This is a genomic window from Desulfosporosinus fructosivorans, from assembly GCF_004766045.1.
Taxonomy (GTDB): Bacteria; Bacillota; Desulfitobacteriia; order Desulfitobacteriales; family Desulfitobacteriaceae; genus Desulfosporosinus; species Desulfosporosinus fructosivorans.
This window is the reverse complement of record NZ_SPQQ01000022.1, coordinates 21,874-41,992: the sequence shown is the minus strand read 5'-3', so window position 1 is coordinate 41,992 and position 20,119 is coordinate 21,874. Positions and strand designations below refer to the sequence as shown.

Here is a 20,119-nt window from a genome sequence, read left to right as displayed (position 1 = left end):
CGAACACGGAAGTTAAGACCTCCAGGGCCGATGATACTTGGGGCGCAAGCCCCTGGGAAAGTAGGTCATCGCCAGGTAAACAAAGCAAAAGCCATCCTCAAGGATGGCTTTTGCTTTTCTAAGTTCACTAAAAACTAAATCTTGAAGCGTTACAAACTAGATGATCCCAACTGATCGGAGTGTTTCTCTTTTTCATGCTTACTAGCGTCATATGAGAAGAGGAACCTTTGGTTACAATAGGAACAATGCACAAACTTACCATCTTTACCCGGTACTGGCATTATAAACCACCTCCTTGGTCTCGAGTATTTCCAGTTAATTAGGTATTTATACTTTTTAAATGACAAAGGGTGTGTGTTCTTCTTTAACTCCCTCATAGACTATATATGAGGTGATTAAGATGTGGAGAAGATGGATTAGAAATCTGAGTATAGAACTACATTGGATGAGGCGTAATATAATGCGTCGTTGGCGATTGGATACTCCGACTGTAGTTATGGGCATAATAACTATAATTTCAGGCTGCTTACTGTTTATTGTAATTGGAAACGGAATATCACAAATCTTTCGCTCATTTGTTCCATGGGTATCTGGATCACGTGTCGGAGAAGTTTATTGGCAGTCAATTGGATTTGGAATTAAAACAAGCTTTATCTTTCTTTGTTTTAGTTGCTCGCTCATAGTCTACATTTTACTTAAATTATCTAGACGACACTGACGATAACCGTGTTTCTAGTTCTAATTCGATAGATATTAAATATATGTAAATTATGGACAATCTGTATGTGAGAACAATTCAATTCTTGCATAGGTGTAATTCTTGTGTTAAAATTTGTTGGTTGAAGGAGGTTGGATCCGTGGATTTTTTAACTGGTATTACGGGTGCGCAACTATTTAATTTATTTATGCTTCCAATTCAATTTATTATTATCTTCCTTACCTTTTATTATTTTGTACTTTCGATATTTGGTCTGTATCGGAAACAAGAGATAAAGGTACTTGAGCCAGAGAAAAGTTTTGCTATTGTTGTTGCTGCGCATAATGAAGAAACTGTCATTGGACCATTACTAGAGAATCTTTTATTACTAGAATATCCAAAGAAACTTTTCGATATTTTTGTTGTTGCTGATAACTGTACCGACAAAACTGCTTTAATTGCCCGAAATGCTGGAGCCATCGTCCATCGGCGATTTAATACTGAAAAGCGAGGCAAAGGTTATGCCCTAGAGTGGATGTTCCAACGTCTCTTTAAAATGGAACGTCAATACGATGCGATAGCAATTTTTGACGCAGATAACCTTGTGAAAGAGAACTTTCTTTTTGAAATGAATAGTAAGCTTTGCCAAGGCCACAAGATAGTTCAGTGTTACTTAGATTCTAAGAACCCCTTTGATACGTGGGTGACAAATACTTTTTCTATTGCATTCTGGGTAACGAATCGTTTACTGCAGCTTGCAAGGTACAACACAGGCCGTCTCTCGAACCTTCTGGGTGGAACAGGTATGTGTATTTCAACAGACGTTTTAAAAGAATTTGGTTGGGGAGCTACTTCCTTGACTGAAGACCTTGAGTTCAGCATGAAAGCCTTATCTCATGGAATTAAAACGACATGGGCTCATGATGCAGTGGTATATGATGAAAAACCCTTGACGTTTATGCAATCTTGGTATCAACGAAAACGCTGGGCACAGGGACAAGTTGACGTAGCGGGACGTTATTTCTTCCCTCTCATTATTAAGGGAATACGGGAACGAAAAATAATGTATTTTGATGCTGCTATCCATCTTTTTCAACCTGCTCTAGTAATGATCGCCACTTTCTTTATGTTGACAAACTTTATAGGTGTATTACAAAATAGTTACACACCTATATTTACGCTAGTGATGCCATGGACAGGTTGGCAGATATTATCCACAATTCAATACATTTACCCTGTTGCTGCCCTAGCACTCGATCGCCTGCCTTGGAGGGCCTATCTTGGGCTCATACTATATCCCATCTTTATTTATAGTTGGATTCCAATTGTCTTCTTAGGATTTATTAATCGCAAGGATAAGCAATGGTCACATACTAAGCACACCCGCTCAATTTGTATTGAAGATGTGGTAAAGCAAAAAAAAGTATCCACAAACTAAACTAATGAGATGCTTTTAACTTAGGTTGAACGATTGACTTAACCCTTTCTGAACATATTATTGAACAGAGATTGCTCAGGATACTTATGATTATTAGATAAATATTCATAGTAAAAAAAAACCTTTGACACAGTGCGTATTTTTGTGTATACTGATAATCGTCAGTCCTCGGGTGATTAGCTCAGCTGGTAGAGCGCCTGCCTTACAAGCAGGATGTCGGCGGTTCGAACCCGTCATCGCCCACCAAGCTGAAACCAGAGGCTGAGCGTAAGACATAGATGCTGAAGGAAAAGTTGCTCATAGGTCAAAGTACCTAGTCATCTTACCTTGGACATCGAGCACATGGCCCCATAGCTTAGCGGCTTAAAGCGCCTGCCTGTCACGCAGGAGATCGTCGGTTCGAATCCGATTGGGGTCGCCATATTATTTGCCTCGGTAGCTCAGTCGGTAGAGCAGAGGACTGAAAATCCTCGTGTCGGCGGTTCGATTCCGTCCTGAGGCACCATGCGGGTGTAACTCAGTGGTAGAGTGTCACCTTGCCAAGGTGAAAGTCGCGAGTCCGAATCTCGTCACCCGCTCCACTATCATTTCCCTGGCGGCATAGCCAAGTGGTAAGGCAGAGGTCTGCAAAACCTCTATTCCTCAGTTCAAATCTGAGTGCCGCCTCCAAACAATTCATGCCGATGTGGCGGAACTGGCAGACGCACGGGACTTAAAATCCCGCGGGCTTAACAGCCCGTACCGGTTCAATTCCGGTCATCGGCACCATATGGGTTTGTAGCTCAGCTGGTTAGAGTACCGCGTTGACATCGCGGGGGTCGGAGGTTCGAGTCCTCTCAAACCCACCATCTGGAAACATAAAAGCTTCTCTTCGGAGGAGCTTTTTTTATACCCAGAAACCCTGGGTACAGGCGGGTTACAGGGCACTTTGTTAGACATACTGATTATTGAGGTATTTGCACAAAAATCGTAAGCTTGCTCGAAGGAGCCCCAAGAAACCCTAAGTTACGATAAGAAGTCTGCCAAACGTCTGCCAGCAATGGTCTGCATAATGCTTACGTAGTTCATTGAGTCACTTCTTGTCTGCACAGACATGATATCGAAAGATGGTCTGTAGAGGCGCTCAAGAGCTCCCTGAGCCTTTATAGAGGACTTACGTTAAAAAAGGTACCCAGCTGACAAAATAGACTCTTAAGATAGCCGTACTATATCCCACTGGGAAGAAATGACTCTCTGCGTCCTCCACAGGGGTCTTATGTAAAAGAATGCCTGTATAACTGAAGAGAGCTCCTTAAGGCAGTATGAGATTGCTGATAATAGAGGATTAGTGATAATGCTTATTTGCGGGGTTCTTGGAGAGTCAATTTTATTGATATTTTTCGGATTGTCTAATATACTTATTATGTTATTTTTTTGAGATGTGCCTAAGAGGAATGATCACGGCTAGGAGATCATTGAAAGATAAAGTGACACGAATGTCAAATGATTATGTTTTATTGAAAGGGGTGCTTTTTATGCATTCACTTAGGCAAGACAAGGCACCTATTTATGAAGCCCTTGAAAAGTACAAATCTATGCGTGTGGTACCGTTTGACGTGCCAGGACATAAGCAAGGCAGAGGGAACCCCCAGCTCACAGAATTTTTAGGCCAGAAATGCCTTTCGGTGGATGTTAATTCTATGAAGCCACTCGATAATCTTATTCACCCCGTCTCCGTAATCAAAGAGGCAGAGGAACTTGCCGCAGAGGCCTTCGGTGCAGAACACGCGTTTTTCATGGTTAACGGCACCACAGCAGCTGTTCAAGCCATGATTATGAGTGTGTGTAAACAGGGCGATAAAATCATCATGCCTCGCAATGTCCACAGAAGTGCTATTAACGCCCTAATTATCAGTGGAGCAATTCCTGTTTATGTTAATCCTGGCGTAAATAAACTCTTGGGCATACCCTTAGGCATGTCCGTAGCTGATGTGGAAAAAGCCATAGAGGAAAATCCAGAGGCCAAAGCAATTTTTGTTAATAATCCTACGTATTATGGTATTTGTTCCGACCTAAGGTCCATTACTGAGCTAGCCCATCGTCATAATATGGCTGTCCTTGCGGACGAGGCACATGGTACGCACTTCTACTTTGGAGACAATATGCCTGTCAGTGCGATGGCAGCAGGAGCAGATATGTCGGCAGTCAGCATGCATAAAACAGGCGGTTCACTGACCCAAAGTTCATTCTTGTTGAAAAATGGTCGTCTCAGCACAGGTCACGTGCGGCAAACTATTAACCTGACCCAAACTACAAGCGGCTCCTATTTATTATTGTCATCTTTAGACATCTCCAGACGTAACCTAGCCATAGATGGTAAAGCCATCTTCAAGAAAGTTTCTTCTCTTGCCAATTATGCCCGGGAAGAGATTAACAAAATCGGGGGATACTATGCTTTTTCCAAAGAACTTATCAACGGAGATTCGGTGTTTGATTTTGACCATACCAAACTTTCTGTCTATACTAGAGAAATAGGGTTGGCAGGAATAGAGGTTTATGACATTCTTCGTGATGATTATGGAATTCAGATCGAGTTAGGTGATATAGGCAATATCCTGGCAATTATCTCCGTTGGGGATCGAGAACTGGCCTTGGAACGGCTTGTCTCGTCTCTGTCTGAAATAAAAAGGCTTTATATGAAGGATAAAGCAGGGATGCTTGATCATGAATATATTAATCCCGATGTGGTGATGGCGCCTCAGAAAGCCTTCTACTCCGATCAACACTCTGTTGCTATTGCAGAAAGCACTGGATATATATGTGGAGAATTTGTCATGTCTTACCCACCCGGTATTCCTATTTTGGCACCGGGAGAGCGGATAACTGAGGAAATCATTGATTATATTACTTATTCTAAGGCCAAGGGCTGTTTATTGACTGGAACGGAGGATATCTCCGTTGAGAACATTAAAATAGTGGAGGAATAAACAATGGAATTATGGTATACAGAACAACACACTGCCAATGTCCGTTTTTCTATCAAAGTTGATAAGCCACTTTATACGGGGCAGAGCGAATTTCAAAGAATTGACGTTTTTAACTCTCATGAATTCGGCAATTTCTTTACGCTAGACGGCTTAATGATGGTCACTGAAAAGGACGAATTTATTTACCATGACATGATTGTTCATGTACCGATGGCAACCAACCCGAAAATTAAGAATGTCTTAGTTATCGGTGCAGGAGACGGTGGAACAGTAAGGGAACTGACTCGTTACAGCACCCTTGAACATATTGACATGGTAGAAATAGATAAAATGGTTGTGGATGTATGCCGAGAATATTTGCCACAGACCGCCTGCAAGCTAGATGACCCGAGAGTAAAAATTTATTTTGAGGACGGATTGAAATTTGTCCGCTCCAAAGAAAATGTCTATGATCTGATTATTGTCGATTCCACTGACCCCTTCGGACCAGGAGAGGGGCTATTTACAAGGGAGTTTTACGGTAATTGCTTTAAGGCACTGAAAGAAGACGGAATCCTCGTTAATCAGCATGAAAGTCCCTATTATGGGGAGTATGCCAAATCTATGCAAAGAGCACATAAGAGAATTCGAGAATTCTTCCCAGTATGCAGGGTGTATCAGGCGCACATTCCTACCTATCCGTCCGGTCACTGGCTGTTTGGTTTCGCGTCAAAAAAATTCGATCCTCTGACTGACATAGATGAACAAGCTTGGAACAGTCTAGGCTTGAAAACAAAGTATTACAACACTGAAATTCATAAAGGGTGCTTTGCTCTGCCTAGCTACGTCAAGGACCTCTTATTAAATGCAGAGGATTAATTCTTAATTTTACTTAGAAGGCAAAGTTATCAAATCAATAGACTACTGACAAAAATCCCCCGAAAGGGGGATTTTTTACGTTCAGCAAGAAGGTCTGCCCAGTGTACAGTTAACACTTTGAGGAATTAACATTCACCTATATTGAAGAAGGTAATCCAATTATGCAGGTATCATTTATTGAGAAGAATCCATTTATAGGAATGGAAAGCCAAATTTATGGAAATATTAAGGGGTGTCCGTTTCTTTTTGGAAATAATATTGAAAGAAACTAAGCTTAGAGATTGACCTAACCGAAATATGACTCAACCTAGCTCATATACTCTAGTATGGAGGGATGCCAGTGGAACATTCCGTACAATTATCAACGCAAGAATACCATGATAGTATCTGTGAATGCTTACGCGAACTGCGTGACCAAGAGCAACTTCCTTTGCAAATTGTTGAACTACGTCAGGGAAATCGCTGGCTTATTGAGTGCAAATTTCATGATCCTTTGTCTGAGGAGACAAAAGATGGGAATGTGATTCAAAAAATCCACCGTTATTACTTAGCTAATGCCTTGGCAGAGACAATTTTGTTGCATTGGGAGAAAGTGCATGTACGTGAGATAATCAAAAAGAAACAACATTTAGAAGAAGAAAATTGGCAAATGGTGATTAACCAGGCTTTGGAATATCTAAATAAAGGGCTAGGGCAAGTTCAAGAGTATAGCGTAAATCGCAAGACAAGCCTTGTTACCCAGATACTAGGGTGCTTAGATCATAGTGATGTTTTTGACATAGAGGGTTTTTTGCGCTTTCGGGCCCACGAGTATAAAAACGATGTAAATAGAGCTGTGGAGTATGCCCTTGAGGAATATGTGATTGAAAAAGAATATCTGGACTTTATCTTGCTCTTAAAACAGTTTGTGGATAGTCAAAAACCATGCTTAGAGTGGTTACATGTTGGAATGACTCCCCAGGGAAAATTCCATCTGTATAACAATGAAGGAGTCAAGGTGACTCATCAATTTCTAGAGGATTACCAACTCGACAACGTTCACGAGTTAGGGTATGAAGATTTATTGGTCAGTGCTTTGATCGCTGTTGCTCCCCGCCAAATTACGTTACATATTCGTTATGAGGGTTACAAAGATACGTTAAATACCATTCGAAGTGTCTTTGGGGATAGAGTGAGCGATTGTCAAGGGTGCCCTTTATGTGAAAAATTTTGACAAGCGAATAATTATTGATATAATAAAACTAACCAGATCCTACTGAATACTTTGTAAGTAAGAAATGCTTATCATAAGCTAGACTAAAATGTAAAAATGTAAAAATCGTTGAAAGGGAGAGTATCCTGAACTGTCGCGCAAGAGATGAGATGCCATGGCTGAAAGCATTTTTCACGAACGTACAGGAGAAAACCACCCTTGAGTGCTGGGCTGAAAATTTGTAAGCTTAGCCGTACCCCGCGTTAAGGGATATCGAGTGAAAGGTAATGCATATGACCTTTTAATTGGGTGGAACCACGGGAGTGAACTCTCGTCCCTAGTAGGGACGGGAGTTTTTATTTATTAATAGGTAAGGAGTGATTTTTATGATTCAGGTCACCTTAAAAGACGGTTCAATTCGCGAGGTTGAGCCAGGAACGACAATAGCAGGACTTGCAGCGAGTATCTCTCGGGGCTTGGCGAAGGTAGCGGTTGCAGGGAAAGTCAATGATAAGATGAAGGATTTATGCTATCCTCTCACAGAAAATACGGCTGTAGAGATCGTAACGATAGATAGCGAGGAAGGGTTAGACGTATTAAGACACTCTACCGCACACTTAATGGCTCAAGCTGTAGGCAATCTATTTCCAGGGACGAAATTCGGAATTGGTCCGTCAATTGCTAAAGGTTATTATTATGACTTTGACTCCGAACATGTCTTTACTCCAGAGGACTTGACGAGCATAGAGAAAGAAATGAACCGCCTTGTGAAGGAAAAGCATTCTTTCGAGCGGAGAGAAGTCTCACGGGCAGAGGCCCTTACTCATTTCAATGAATTGGGTGAAAAATATAAGGTAGAACTTATCGAAGGTCTTCCAGAAGACGTCACAATTTCGATGTACACTCAAGGAAATTTTACAGACCTTTGTTCCGGACCACATCTCCCTTCGACCGCTAATATTAAAGCCTTCAAGCTCATGAGTTTAGCGGGTGCCTACTGGCGGGGGAGCGAGAAAAATAAAATGCTCCAGCGTATCTACGGAACAGTATTTGCAAAACCCGCGGATTTGCAAGATCACCTGTTTAAGCTGGAAGAAGCTAAGCGACGTGACCATCGTAAACTCGGCTTAGAACTTGATCTCTTTAGCTTACACGAGGAGGGACCTGGGTTTCCTTTCTTTCATCCTAAAGGCATGATCTTACGTAATGCCCTTGAGGATTTCTGGAGACAGGAACACCGCAGACGCGGATATCAGGAGATCAAAACCCCGATAATCCTCAATCGTTCGATGTGGGAACAATCTGGGCATTGGGATCACTACAAAGAAAACATGTATTTCACGGAGATTGATGACCAAGATTATTGTGTGAAACCCATGAACTGTCCGGGTGGGATGATCATGTATAAGACTAAAATGCGTAGTTACCGTGACCTGCCACTTCGAGTGGGTGAACTTGGACTTGTGCACCGCCATGAACTTTCGGGTGCGCTCCATGGGTTACTACGTGTTCGGAACTTTACTCAAGATGATGCGCACATCTTCATGCTCCCATCTCAAATTAAGGAAGAACTCATTGGGGTTATTGAACTAGTTGATTACTTCTATAAAGTATTTGGCTTTGAGTATAATGTTGAATTGTCAACGCGCCCTGAAGGGTCCATGGGATCCGACGAGGATTGGGAAACGGCAACAAGGGCACTTGAAGAAGCCTTAGAGGAAAAGGGTATCAATTATAAAATTAATCCGGGTGATGGAGCGTTCTATGGTCCTAAGATTGATTTCCATGTCAAGGATTGCCTCGATCGGACTTGGCAGTGTGGAACGATTCAACTTGATTTCCAAATGCCTGAGAAATTTGACTTAAATTATATTGGGGAAGACGGTCAAAAACATCGTCCAGTTATGATTCATCGAGTCGTGTATGGAAGTATCGAACGGTTCATTGCACTTCTGACAGAACACTATGCAGGGGCTTTTCCTGTTTGGCTGGCCCCGATTCAAGTCCGTATCCTGCCGATTAGTGAAAAACATCATGAATATGCTCAAAGCCTCGTCTCCCGTCTCAATGAACTCGATGTCCGAGCAGAATCAGATGAACGCAAAGAAAAGATTGGCTATAAGATTAGAGAGTCTCAAACAGAGAAGATCCCCTTTACCTTAGTTGTTGGGGATCAGGAAGCTGAATCAGACATGGTAGCAGTCCGACGGTACGGTCAAGGGGATGCTGGAGAAAAGATGACTGTTGAGGCATTTATTGAACTTCTCCAGGGAGAGATTAAAAGTAAAGTAATTCATAAAGTTGATACCAAAGAAGCCTAAGAGGAATATCCTGAATGAATAGGCTCAAGAACATTGGATACTGTGTCAAGATGAGGTATTGACAAAGGTCACTTATTGATATAAGATGTTTGATGTCAAGCAGAAGCCATCCGCTTCTCACCTTACGGCGTTTGTCGATAAGGTATCTTCTGGTCCTGAGCTTAGTGTGTGCTCGCGATTGTTTAGAAGACGGGTGGTAATTCATCCGTCTTTTTTGTGTTGAGCGGATATTTTAAGTGGAGGTGGTTTCTTATTAGCAAGGACTTAAGACTAAATGACGAAATCCGGGTTCGGGATGTTCGTCTCGTCGGTGAAGAGGGAGAACAACTTGGAATCATGGCGACTCGAGATGCCTTGAACATTGCAGTGGAGAAATCCTTAGATCTCGTAGAGATCGCACCGACGGCAAAACCGCCGGTCTGCAAACTAATGGACTATGGTAAGTACAAGTACGAGCAAGCCAAGCGAGACAAAGAGGCTCGTAAAAAGCAAAAGAATACAGAAATTAAAGAAGTTAAACTGCGTCCAAATATTGAGGATCATGACTTCGAAACTAAAGCCCGCAATGCCCAACGCTTTTTACTCGATGGAGATAAAGTTAAGGTGACGATTATGTTCCGCGGACGGGAAGTTACCCACCCAGAGCTTGGAAAGGCTTTATGCGTGAGACTCGCAGAATTTTGCAAAGCAGAGTGTACTGTCGAAAGAGAAGCCAAGCTTGAGGGACGAAACATGATCATGATCTTAGCTACGCTTAAACACGATTAATACCATAAGGGGGATTACGTAAATGCCTAAAATGAAAACTCACAGAGGCGCAGCAAAGCGCTTTAAGAAAACAGGAACTGGCAAAATCATCCGTATGCACGGATACACAAGCCATATGTTGGAGAAGAAGTCACCGAAAAGCAAACGTCACTTGCGCTCATCAACTGTGATGGACAAGTCTGATGTGAAACGCATTAAGAGTTTAATTGCTTATCTATAATATTATTTGATCTAATAAGGAGGTCTTCGTCATGGCCCGTGTCAAAAAAGGCGTAACCAAACATGCACGCCACAAAAAGATATTAAAATTAGCTAAAGGATACCGTGGGGCGAAAAGTAAACTCTACCGTCCAGCTAATGAGCAAGTCCTAAAATCCTTAGCTTATTCTTATGCTCATAGAAAAGATAACAAAGGTAACTTCCGTAAACTCTGGATCGCCAGAATCAATGCAGCTGCTCGTATGAACGGTATGTCCTACAGCCGCATGATGAACGGTTTGAAGAAAGCTGGAGTTACTGTCAATCGAAAGATGCTGGCAGAACTCGCGATCAGCGATGCTGCGGCGTTTACAGAAATCGTAAATGTTGCCAAAGTACAAGTCAACGGATAAAACAAAGAGGGTGCATTTGCACCCTCTTTTTGGCATTTAGTCAGAAGGTATGAATTGGCTGGTACCAGTCAGTTCATACTTTCTGGACATAGTAAACTAGGGCTATCGGCGGTGCCTGATGGGTCCCTTCTCGCCATCCTTGGCTACAAGGACACTCTGTCATCCATGGCCAGTGCTTGGTGCTAGCCTTAGCTTCCTTTACATTAGGTAGGGGTAATTTATGAATTGCCCGTACAATTTTTCTATACTTGCCCCTGGAGGTGGTATTGAATGATTGAGTCCTTGCAGAATGAGCAAGTAAAATATGTGGTTTCTTTGCAGCGGCGTAAAGCCCGCGAGGAAGCCCGATTGTTTGTGGTTGAAGGCTGGAGATTTGTGGAGGAGGCAGTGTGCAGAAATGCTCCTATCAAGAAGGTTTTTGTTTGCCTAGAACGTGAGACGATAGAGTGGCATCCCCTTCAGCAAAAGCTACGTGAACGAGGCATCCCTTTTGAGGAAGTGGATGAGCGCGTTCTTCGTAAAATGAGTGCAACGGAAGAACCGCAGGGAATTTTGGCGGTTGTACGCCAAACAACCTATACCTGGAAAGATCTACATATTGATCAGAATTCTGTCTTGCTCATTGTGGATGGCATACAAGATCCTGGGAATTTAGGAACTATTTTGCGTACTGCCTTGGCTTCAGGCGTACGGTATGTTTGTTTGACACCGGGAACTGTTGATTTATATAATCCGAAAGTGTTGAGAAGTACGATGGGGGCTATTTTCTCCCTAGTCCTCCTGCCTGGACATCAGCCAAAGGATATTTTGGACTTTTGCCGGGACCAGGGATTGAGTGTTTTCATGGGCGATATCCAGGGCAGCTCGGTTTATCATACCCGGCTACCAGATGGCCCCCTTGCACTTGTCGTAGGAAATGAAGGAAATGGACCATCTCCGGCTTTTCGAAATGTAAATGTCCAGTGTGTAACGATTCCTATGTCCCACGAAGTTGAGTCACTTAATGTGGCGATAGCTACAGGTATATTGCTCTATGAAATCGTTCGCCAAAGGGATTTGTTGTAAAACATAGAAGAGCTATGCTATAATTTTCTCTGAACAAGTGATGATGTGAATTGACAACTAACGCGATGATCAGGTTAAAAGAGTGTTTTCTTTTCAGGGAGGTATGGCCAAAGACTGTGAGCCAGCTAAGAAGATACCCACCTCTTATGGAGGTTAAATTTCGCCTAGGAGTGGTCTGCTGATTAGGTAGGCCCGGTTTCCACCGTTAAAGGGAGCTTAAGTGTGGCATATTAGCCAAACTAGGGTGGTACCGCGAGAGTAGACTCTCGTCCCTTTGAACAAGGGGCGGGCGTCTTTTTTTATAGGTAAGTCTATCTGGTACGGGAATTCATTTAATTGCCGTACGGCTGTGATGTATATCGGAAAGGGTGGTTAACTTGAAGGATGAAATACGACGTGTTGGAGAAGAAGCATTAAGAGAACTGAAGGAGCTAGATGGGTTAGAAGCGCTCCAAGAGCTTAAAGTGAAAGTTCTCGGAAAAAAAGGAACGTTCACAGCATTGTTGCGCCAAATGGGGGGCTTAAGTCCCGAGGAGCGCCCCATCATGGGGCAAATTGTCAATGAGGTACGTAGCCGTCTGGAACAAGCTTGGGAAGAACGCGGTGTTGAGTTAGACAGAATGGCCCTAGAGAAGCGGTTGGCAACCGAACGCATTGACATCACGTTGCCAGGACTTCGTGTTCCGCGTGGACATATTCACCCTCTTACACAAATCGTTGAAGAGATTGAAGATATCTTTTTGGGAATGGGATTTCAAATTGCCGAAGGACCAGAAATTGAGACGGATTATTATAACTTTGAAGCTCTTAATCTCCCAAAGGATCATCCAGCTCGCGAAATGCAAGATTCCTTCTATATTACAGAAGAGATTCTGCTGCGCACGCACACTTCTCCTGTCCAGATTCGAACGATGGAGAAACTCTGTCCAGCACTCCCCGTGAAAATTATTGCTCCGGGGACAGTTTATCGTAATGATGACGATGCAACTCATTCTCCGATGTTTCACCAGGTAGAGGGACTTGTTGTGGACCGTGGGATTCGTTTGTCAGATCTCAAGGGGATTCTGTTAAATTTTTCGCGTCAAATGTTTGGTGAATCTAGAGAAATCCGTCTAAGGCCGAGCTTTTTTCCGTTTACTGAGCCCAGCGCAGAAGTGGACATTTCCTGTATGCTTTGTGGAGGAGCAGGCTGTCGTCTTTGCAAAGGGACTGGATGGATAGAAGTGTTAGGGTCGGGAATGGTTCATCCCAAGGTCATAGAAATGGGTGGATACAATCCGAAAGAGCTCACAGGATTTGCCTTCGGTATGGGAGTCGAGCGAATCGCCATGCTAAAATACGGAATTGAAGATATGAGACTCTTGTTCGATAATGATTTGCGCTTTTTACAGCAGTTTTAAGGGGGGAAGGTCATGAAAGTCAGTTTAGAATGGTTGCGCGAACTCGTTGATGTCGATCAGAGCGCAGAAGAGTTAGCGGAAACGCTAACCCGTGGCGGGATTGAAGTTGAGGATGTTGCGAATCTGAATAAAGGATTCGAAAAAGTAGTGATTGGTGGGTTAGTTAGTTTAACTAAACATCCGGACGCAGATCGACTCTTGGTTTGTGCTGTGAATGTCGGTCTAGAGGAGATTGTTATTGTCACTGGCGCACAGAATTTATTGGTTGGAGACCGGGTTCCTGTTGCCATGGTAGGAGCGACCCTTCCCAATGATCTTACAATTCGAAAGTCCAAACTTAGAGGGGTTGTTTCTCTAGGTATGCTGTGTTCGCGTGAAGAACTTCTTCTTGATGCGACGGTAGGTTTGGAGCGCAGTGCGGACGGGATCCTAATTTTATTACCCGATGCCCCAATCGGAGAGAACTTCGGCAAATATTTAGGACGTGAAGACAGTGTTTTAGACTTGGAACTCTATCCGAATCGGCCAGATTGTTTGGCAATGGTAAATGTTGCGCGTGAAGTCGCGTCTCTAACCCGGAAAAAGCCTCATTTACCAAAATGGGCGGAACCAAATCAAGTGATGACCCTGCCAACGGCTTCGGATTTGCGGATTATCATCGAAGAAGGGGAGTTATGTTGGCGCTATGCCGGCTTAGTAGTTGAGGATGTTCAGATCGCTCCTTCTCCGGAGTGGATGCAGCGACGGCTTAAAGCTGCTGGAGTTCGCCCCATTAGTAATATTGTGGATATTACTAACTACTGTATGTTGGAAATGGGACAACCTTTACATGCCTTTGACCGGGATAAGATCAGTGGGGATGTTCACGTTCGCGCTGGCTATCCTAATGAAATCATTGTATCTCTAGATGGAGTTGAACGTTTTCTACAAGCGGATACACTAGTTATCGCAGACGATCACCAAGCATTGGCCGTCGCTGGGGTAATGGGTGGGTTAAATAGCGAAGTGACGCAGGATACGAAGAGGTTACTAATTGAATCTGCCCATTTTTCGGCGGTCAGTATTCGCCGAACAAGTCGTCGTTTAGGACTCCGATCGGAGGCTTCGAATCGCTATGAAAAGGGAATTAACCCCTATGGTTGCGTAGCTACCCTAGGGCGAGTAAGGGATCTAATCCTAGAATTAGGGGTAGGTCGCCCGGTAGCCCTGATAGATGAAGTGAAGCACCTTCCGCCTACCCGCCGAGTGAGTCTTTCAGTCCAACATACTACAACCGTGCTTGGCGTCGACCTCAAAACGGCGGAGATTCGCCAGGTCCTAGAGGATTTAAATTTCGAGTATCAGGAACAAGGTGATATATTCGACGTTGAGATTCCATCCTATCGTTCAGATATCGAAATCGAACAAGATCTTATGGAAGAAGTTGCCCGTCTGATCGGGTATGACAGAATTCCAACAACTCTACCTCAAGGGGATCAGACCCAAGGAAGTAGAACAGCGGAACAGGAGTTTCGCCGTCGACTGCGTAGGGCATTAGCCCAATCTGGAATGGATGAGGTAATTACCTATTCGTTCACTCGCGCGGAGGCAGATGCGCAGTGGGGGAGCGCAAAGCATTCAATCCCCCTATTCAATCCCTTACGAGATGAACTTGGTGTGATGCGTACCACTCTAGTTCCTGGGCTCCTAGATGTGGCTGCTCGGAATCTTGCACGACGAAACACGGATGTGAGCATTTTCGAGATCGGGAATACTTATTGGGGAGAGGAGCGCCCTTTGCAGAATCTTCCTCGAGAAGAATTGAGAGTGTCTGGACTTGCTGTAGGAAAGAGTGGAAGGCATTGGCTAAACCAATCGGTTAACTATGATTTCTATTACCTTAAGGGAATTTTAGAAGGGCTAGCTCAGGAATTTGGGCTTGAATTGGAATACCGTATCGCCAAGAATCAGTCCTTACTACACCCAGGGCGTTCCGCTGACGTTTATCTCCAGAACCAGTGCATTGGATTCCTGGGGGAGATGCATCCTTCTCTGGAAAAAGAGTGGGAGCTAGAACGGGTGGTATTATTCGAATTAGAGTTTAACCCATTGTTTGCCCGGATGCGCCAAACCGTTCGTGCCCACTCCATCCCACGTTTCCCTGCCATACAAAGGGATTTGGCAGTCGTCGTGGCCGTGGAGACTCAAGCGGATGCAGTTATGTCTAAGATGAAAAAGCTTGGTGGACAATTACTACAACAAGTTGAAATATTCGATGTCTATACGGGTAAACCCATACCAGACGATCGTAAAAGTCTAGCGTTCATGCTGCGTTATCAGTCCTTAGAAAGGACGTTAACCGATGAGGAAGTAAATATTCTGAATTCACGCATTTTAGAAGGGATTCAGCAGGAATTCGCCGCGGAATGGCGAAAATAGTAGGTGTAATAGTGAATTGTGCCGAATTTAGCTCCTGTCTGTAGAAATGGGAGACTTCTTCTGAAACTTTGGGTCAAAATCAGAATGGTATGAAGAGAGCGAGGGGGAAATTGTGTCACATGAACAAGTCAAAATCACCGTTGAGATTTTTGGAGAGAAGCATGTGGTCCGCGGTGATGGGACAGCACTGTATATCCAAGGGTTGGCGCACGAAATTGATAAGAAGATGCGTCTAATCGCTCAACGGCTACCTCGCTTGAGTGTTCACCAGATGGCTATTTTAACAGCCCTAAATTTAGCAGATGAACTGGCAAAATTACGAGAAGAACAAGAAACATTAATGCAGTTACTTGGAGAAAAAACAGAGTAGCATGGAGTGCCGAAAAATGAGATTTACGATTGGGAAAAATTTAAATACTGTTCGAAAAAATCGACGGCTAAGTTTAGACAAGGTTGCTGAATTAACAAGCGTTAGTAAAGCAATGCTAGGACAGATCGAACGTGGGGAGTCTATTCCCACAGTAAACGTCCTTTGGAAAATCGCAACAGGGCTAAAAGTGTCGTTTTCATCGTTATTAGCGAATGGGGAAGAAGACAAAGAGACCCTTTTAATACGCCACTCAGAGACGAACCCAATCATTGAAGAAAATGGGCAAATGAGAATATATCCACAGTTCATTTTTGATAGTAATAGGGGCTTTGAAGTGTTCACCATAGAGCTTGAAGCAGGGTGTAGCCATAGATCCCCTCCACATGACGAGGGGGTTGAAGAATATATTAGCCTCATTGAAGGAGCCCTTGAAATCTGCATTGATGAAAATATCTATGTGTTAAATAAAGGGGACGCTATTCGTTATCTGGCCAATAAAGAACACATCTATCGCAATATCTCTGATCAGCGCACCAGTTTCCATCATTTAATTTACTATTTTTCTTAAAGAGAATAGGGCTATGGATTGTAATGAAGCACACACGACGAGCAACTGGCATAGTCGTGTGTGCTTTTTGCGGATCCACTTCCTTTTTCAGGAGCATTAAGCTGACGATTTGGATGACATAAATTTCATTTAGAGCGGATTAAGACTATTTGGCACCTAAAGTTGGAGGAAGTTGAAATCCATAGTTCTAACCGCAACAGCTTGACGCCATTAATTAATTCCATCATTCATACGTCGACTAGGATGAGCAGGTGAAAAAATAGTTTCAAAAACTATTGAGCGTTATAGCGCACACGTGATATACTTTACAGAATGTGTGCGTTATAGCGCTCAATAGTAGACATGTAGGAAGGAAGGCCTAAAATGGATAGCTTTATATTATTATTGAAAAGAATAAGGAGTGATTCGTCGATCTCCGCCATTGTCGCCGGTTTAATTGCAGTTACTGTTGGGTTTGCAGGACCAGTATTGCTGATTTTTCAAGCGGCCAAGGTCATAAACTTAAGTAATGCAAACTTATCATCCTGGATATGGGCCATTTCTATCGCTAGTGGACTGACGTCAATTATTCTAAGTATTCGATTCAAGGCCCCTGTGATAACGGCCTGGTCAACACCGGGGGCGGTCATGTTAATCTCGGGGTGGAGCGCTTATGCCTATTCAGACTCGATTGGGGCCTTTATCTTTGCGGGGATACTTATTACTGTCCTTGGATTCACCGGTCTTTTTTCTTCCTTTATGAAACGAATTCCTTACGCAATCATCACAGCGATGCTGGCGGGAATACTACTAAAGTTTGGTGTGGATGTCTTTGTTTCCTCAAAACAGCTGCCTATGTTAGCGCTCCCGATGATCTTGAGTTATCTGGTGTCCAAGCGCTGGTTCCCACGCTATGCAGTGGTTACAAGTTTGTTTCTGGGTCTCTTGATTTCTTACAGTCTAAACATAGTTAACTTTGAAGGGGTTAGCGTTTTTCTCGTTGACCCAATCTTTACTAAGCCTACATTTTCATTGAGTTCGTTAATAGGTTTAGGCATACCCCTTTGTATTGTCACTATGGCTTCACAAAATGCTACGGGCATTGGGGTGTTAAGGGCTGATGGATACAATACTCCGGTGAATCCACTCATTATTACTACAGGGATTGCCTCTATCCTATTCGCTCCATTTGGCGCTCATGGCATTAATATGTCAGCCCTTATAGCTGCGATCTGTACAGGAAAGGAAGCCCATCTCGATCCGGACAAACGCTATATTGCTGGAATTTCAGCAGGTATCTTTTATCTTATTTTTGGCATTTTTGGGGCAACTATTGTTTCTGTTTTTGCGATTTTTCCGAGCGAATTGATCGTGGTAATAACAGGATTAGCCTTATTTGGATCGATAGGTTCAAGCCTTACATCCGCGATGCAGGAAGAGGCAAAAAAGGAAGCTGCGTTGATCACCTTTTTAGTTACATTATCCGGAATCTCAATTGCCGGAGTGGGATCACCTTTTTGGGGATTAATCGCCGGTATAGTTACGGATTTTATGCTATCGGGAGATCTATCAAAACTGTTCTCAGCGAAGACTAATATACATTTGCGAGAAAAGAACCGGAGAGTAGGCTGAGGAAATGGGGCTGAGGGCTAGTTCCACTACTTAAATATGATATAATTCATAATGGGTGATAGTAATGATTATTTTCAAAAATGACTGGCAAAGCTTATTAGAGGATGAGTTTAATAAGGAGTATTATCAAAAATTAAGGCAGTTTTTGATAACGGAATTCAGGACAAAGGTAATTTACCCTAATATGCATGATCTGTTTAATGCCCTTCATTATACTGCTTATCAGGATATTAAGGTTGTAATACTAGGTCAAGACCCGTATCATGGGCCCAAGCAGGCACATGGCCTTAGTTTTTCTGTTCAGCCGGGAATAGCTCCTCCCCCGTCCTTGGTTAATATTTTTAAGGAACTTCAGAGTGACTTAGATTGCTATCTTCCAAATAATGGCTATCTGAAAAAATGGGCGGACCAAGGAGTACTTTTATTAAATACCGCACTGACAGTGGTTGCTGGTCAGGCAAACTCTCACAGGAATCGAGGCTGGGAAACATTCACTGATAAAGTGATTACTTTATTAAACGAGCGGAGGGATCCCATTGTGTTCATCCTATGGGGGAGCAACGCACATTCAAAATCCAATCTGATCACTAATCCGAATCACTATGTCATAAAATCCCCACATCCGAGCCCACTCTCTGCCTTTCGGGGATTTTTTGGCAGTAGACCCTTTTCTAGAACGAATCAGTTTTTAGCTTCCATCGGAAAAACTCCAATCGACTGGCAAATTGAAAACTTATGAAAAACGTGAAGAAAAGAAGCAGTGTACAAAAGTTAGGTGCACTGCTTCTTTTCACTTATTCGAATATGTCGGACAAGTTAATGATCAAGTCCTCAAATATACCATCTTTGACCGTTTCGTCTTTCCCGTACACTTGAGGTTCGGTAAATACGTTATCAGAGAGTTTATAAACTTCCACAATCTGATTAAACGGGTCAACTATCCAGTATTCACGGACCCCTGACAACCTGTAACGTTTTAACTTAACCCGTTTGTCCTTTAAGGCCGTCGATGGGCTTAGGACCTCAACCACAAGGTCAGGAACACCAACGCATCCTTTTTTGTGAATCTTTGCTGGGTCACAGACCAGAGTTATGTCAGGTTCAACATAGATATCATTGGCATCATCCAACCAGACCCCAAACGGTGCAGGAAAGGCTTTGCACTGCTTACCCTTCAGATATGTATAAAACTCACCGTATAAATTTCCTACAATAGCTTGATGTTGGGAGGATGGTGGTGGTGTCATATCGTAAATTACACCATCAATTCGTTCCCACCGTTCAAACTCGGATTCCAATGGTGTTTTCCCCACCGACAACACCCCTTTAGGCTATTCTAGCGTTTAGGTTCCGATCTTTGTCTTTGTAAGATTATACCATGCTTCAATAGGTTTTCAAACACTGCAAAGGGCCTGTTGGAAAGCAATGCTTTTTTTCTTTGACAAGAATTTATTTATTTATTGTGTATACCGGAGGTGATGTGTCTATAGCATGTTCAATCTTAAGGCGCAAGCACTGCAATTATATAAACATCAAGAAGAAATAAGAAAATTCTAAAAATGAATTATAACTTGAAGGAATTAGGCAAAAAGTGTCAAATACTATCTTTAGTTAATTAAAGAGAGGGTGGGTTATTAATGAGTTATGAAAGTATTGCGGAACTGGTCCACAATCTGGTCAAAGATCCAAAAAGTATATTGAAACTAGAAAACAGGCTACCTTCAGGAGAATTTGACATTAAAGAATTAACTATCGTACAAAATGTCTTTTCCAAGTATGAAGTATCTGGAGATGCCCTAGCGATTGAAGCATTGCCTTTGGATTTGTGGGGATAAA

General features: G+C 42.9%; 17 protein-coding genes, 7 tRNA genes, 1 rRNA gene and 1 other annotated feature. Of the genes, 24 read left to right on the top strand and 1 reads right to left on the bottom strand.

Annotation, left to right across the window (positions count from 1 at the left end; all coding sequences use genetic code 11):
• The 23 genes from rrf to E4K67_RS27625 form a co-directional block, all read left to right on the top strand.
• Nucleotides 1-77 (top strand): 5S ribosomal RNA (gene rrf / locus E4K67_RS27740); the annotation flags it as partial.
• A 780-nt stretch (nucleotides 78-857) separates the two neighbouring features.
• On the top strand, nucleotides 858-2,135 hold the full coding sequence (locus E4K67_RS27730; RefSeq protein ID WP_135552715.1) for a glycosyltransferase family 2 protein: 1,278 nt from the start codon (nucleotides 858-860) through the stop codon (nucleotides 2,133-2,135).
• Between the two features lie 170 nt (nucleotides 2,136-2,305).
• A tRNA-Val gene (locus E4K67_RS27725) sits at nucleotides 2,306-2,381 on the top strand.
• A 98-nt stretch (nucleotides 2,382-2,479) separates the two neighbouring features.
• Nucleotides 2,480-2,556: transfer RNA gene (locus tag E4K67_RS27720), tRNA-Asp, on the top strand.
• Nucleotides 2,557-2,564: 8 nt separating this feature from the next.
• Nucleotides 2,565-2,640, top strand: a tRNA-Phe gene (locus E4K67_RS27715).
• Between the two features lies 1 nt (nucleotide 2,641).
• Nucleotides 2,642-2,716 (top strand) — tRNA-Gly (locus tag E4K67_RS27710).
• A 13-nt stretch (nucleotides 2,717-2,729) separates the two neighbouring features.
• Nucleotides 2,730-2,804 (top strand) — tRNA-Cys (locus E4K67_RS27705).
• A 10-nt stretch (nucleotides 2,805-2,814) separates the two neighbouring features.
• Nucleotides 2,815-2,903 (top strand) — tRNA-Leu (locus E4K67_RS27700).
• A 3-nt stretch (nucleotides 2,904-2,906) separates the two neighbouring features.
• Nucleotides 2,907-2,983 (top strand) — tRNA-Val (locus tag E4K67_RS27695).
• A gap of 666 nt (nucleotides 2,984-3,649) precedes the next feature.
• Nucleotides 3,650-5,101, top strand: coding sequence for an aminotransferase class I/II-fold pyridoxal phosphate-dependent enzyme (locus E4K67_RS27690; protein ID WP_135552714.1), 1,452 nt, complete (start codon nucleotides 3,650-3,652; stop codon nucleotides 5,099-5,101).
• Nucleotides 5,102-5,104: 3 nt separating this feature from the next.
• On the top strand, nucleotides 5,105-5,959 hold the full coding sequence (speE, locus tag E4K67_RS27685) for a polyamine aminopropyltransferase (protein ID WP_135552712.1): 855 nt from the start codon (nucleotides 5,105-5,107) through the stop codon (nucleotides 5,957-5,959).
• 340 nt (nucleotides 5,960-6,299) lie between these two features.
• Nucleotides 6,300-7,172 (top strand): putative sporulation protein YtxC, encoded by an 873-nt coding sequence (ytxC, locus tag E4K67_RS27680; protein ID WP_135552710.1) that lies wholly within the window; start codon nucleotides 6,300-6,302, stop codon nucleotides 7,170-7,172.
• A 99-nt stretch (nucleotides 7,173-7,271) separates the two neighbouring features.
• Nucleotides 7,272-7,493: a binding site (T-box leader), on the top strand.
• A gap of 44 nt (nucleotides 7,494-7,537) precedes the next feature.
• Complete coding sequence (gene thrS, locus E4K67_RS27675) at nucleotides 7,538-9,472, top strand: threonine--tRNA ligase (protein ID WP_135552708.1); 1,935 nt, start codon at nucleotides 7,538-7,540, stop codon at nucleotides 9,470-9,472.
• Between the two features lie 252 nt (nucleotides 9,473-9,724).
• Entirely contained in the window at nucleotides 9,725-10,240 is a 516-nt protein-coding gene (gene infC, locus E4K67_RS27670; protein ID WP_135552723.1) for a translation initiation factor IF-3, read from the top strand.
• Between the two features lie 22 nt (nucleotides 10,241-10,262).
• The gene (gene rpmI, locus E4K67_RS27665) at nucleotides 10,263-10,460 is read left to right on the top strand and encodes a 50S ribosomal protein L35 (protein WP_135552706.1); all 198 of its coding nucleotides are present in this window, start codon (nucleotides 10,263-10,265) and stop codon (nucleotides 10,458-10,460) included.
• Nucleotides 10,461-10,491: 31 nt separating this feature from the next.
• The gene (rplT, locus tag E4K67_RS27660; protein WP_135552704.1) at nucleotides 10,492-10,851 is read left to right on the top strand and encodes a 50S ribosomal protein L20; all 360 of its coding nucleotides are present in this window, start codon (nucleotides 10,492-10,494) and stop codon (nucleotides 10,849-10,851) included.
• Between the two features lie 270 nt (nucleotides 10,852-11,121).
• On the top strand, nucleotides 11,122-11,916 hold the full coding sequence (locus tag E4K67_RS27655; RefSeq protein ID WP_135552702.1) for a TrmH family RNA methyltransferase: 795 nt from the start codon (nucleotides 11,122-11,124) through the stop codon (nucleotides 11,914-11,916).
• Between the two features lie 377 nt (nucleotides 11,917-12,293).
• Entirely contained in the window at nucleotides 12,294-13,316 is a 1,023-nt protein-coding gene (pheS, locus tag E4K67_RS27650; RefSeq protein ID WP_135552700.1) for a phenylalanine--tRNA ligase subunit alpha, read from the top strand.
• 12 nt (nucleotides 13,317-13,328) lie between these two features.
• Nucleotides 13,329-15,734, top strand: coding sequence for a phenylalanine--tRNA ligase subunit beta (gene pheT, locus E4K67_RS27645; RefSeq protein WP_135552698.1), 2,406 nt, complete (start codon nucleotides 13,329-13,331; stop codon nucleotides 15,732-15,734).
• A gap of 112 nt (nucleotides 15,735-15,846) precedes the next feature.
• On the top strand, nucleotides 15,847-16,104 hold the full coding sequence (locus tag E4K67_RS27640; protein WP_135552696.1) for a cell division protein ZapA: 258 nt from the start codon (nucleotides 15,847-15,849) through the stop codon (nucleotides 16,102-16,104).
• A 16-nt stretch (nucleotides 16,105-16,120) separates the two neighbouring features.
• Nucleotides 16,121-16,672 carry a helix-turn-helix domain-containing protein gene (locus tag E4K67_RS27635; RefSeq protein WP_135552694.1) on the top strand — a complete coding sequence of 184 codons (552 nt, stop codon included), beginning with the start codon at nucleotides 16,121-16,123 and terminating at the stop codon, nucleotides 16,670-16,672.
• Nucleotides 16,673-17,035: 363 nt separating this feature from the next.
• Entirely contained in the window at nucleotides 17,036-18,283 is a 1,248-nt protein-coding gene (locus tag E4K67_RS27630) for a benzoate/H(+) symporter BenE family transporter (RefSeq protein WP_135552692.1), read from the top strand.
• Nucleotides 18,284-18,347: 64 nt separating this feature from the next.
• Complete coding sequence (locus E4K67_RS27625) at nucleotides 18,348-19,022, top strand: uracil-DNA glycosylase (protein WP_135552690.1); 675 nt, start codon at nucleotides 18,348-18,350, stop codon at nucleotides 19,020-19,022.
• A 55-nt stretch (nucleotides 19,023-19,077) separates the two neighbouring features.
• Here the strand turns inward: E4K67_RS27625 and E4K67_RS27620 are convergent, their stop codons facing one another.
• A complete protein-coding gene (locus E4K67_RS27620; RefSeq protein ID WP_243454664.1) occupies nucleotides 19,078-19,596 on the bottom strand; it encodes a Uma2 family endonuclease in 519 nt (172 codons plus the stop codon).
• A 324-nt stretch (nucleotides 19,597-19,920) separates the two neighbouring features.
• On the opposite strand from E4K67_RS27620, the gene E4K67_RS27615 reads away from it, so the two are divergent.
• A complete protein-coding gene (locus tag E4K67_RS27615) occupies nucleotides 19,921-20,118 on the top strand; it encodes a hypothetical protein (protein WP_135552688.1) in 198 nt (65 codons plus the stop codon).
• Nucleotide 20,119: the final 1 nt, after the last annotated feature.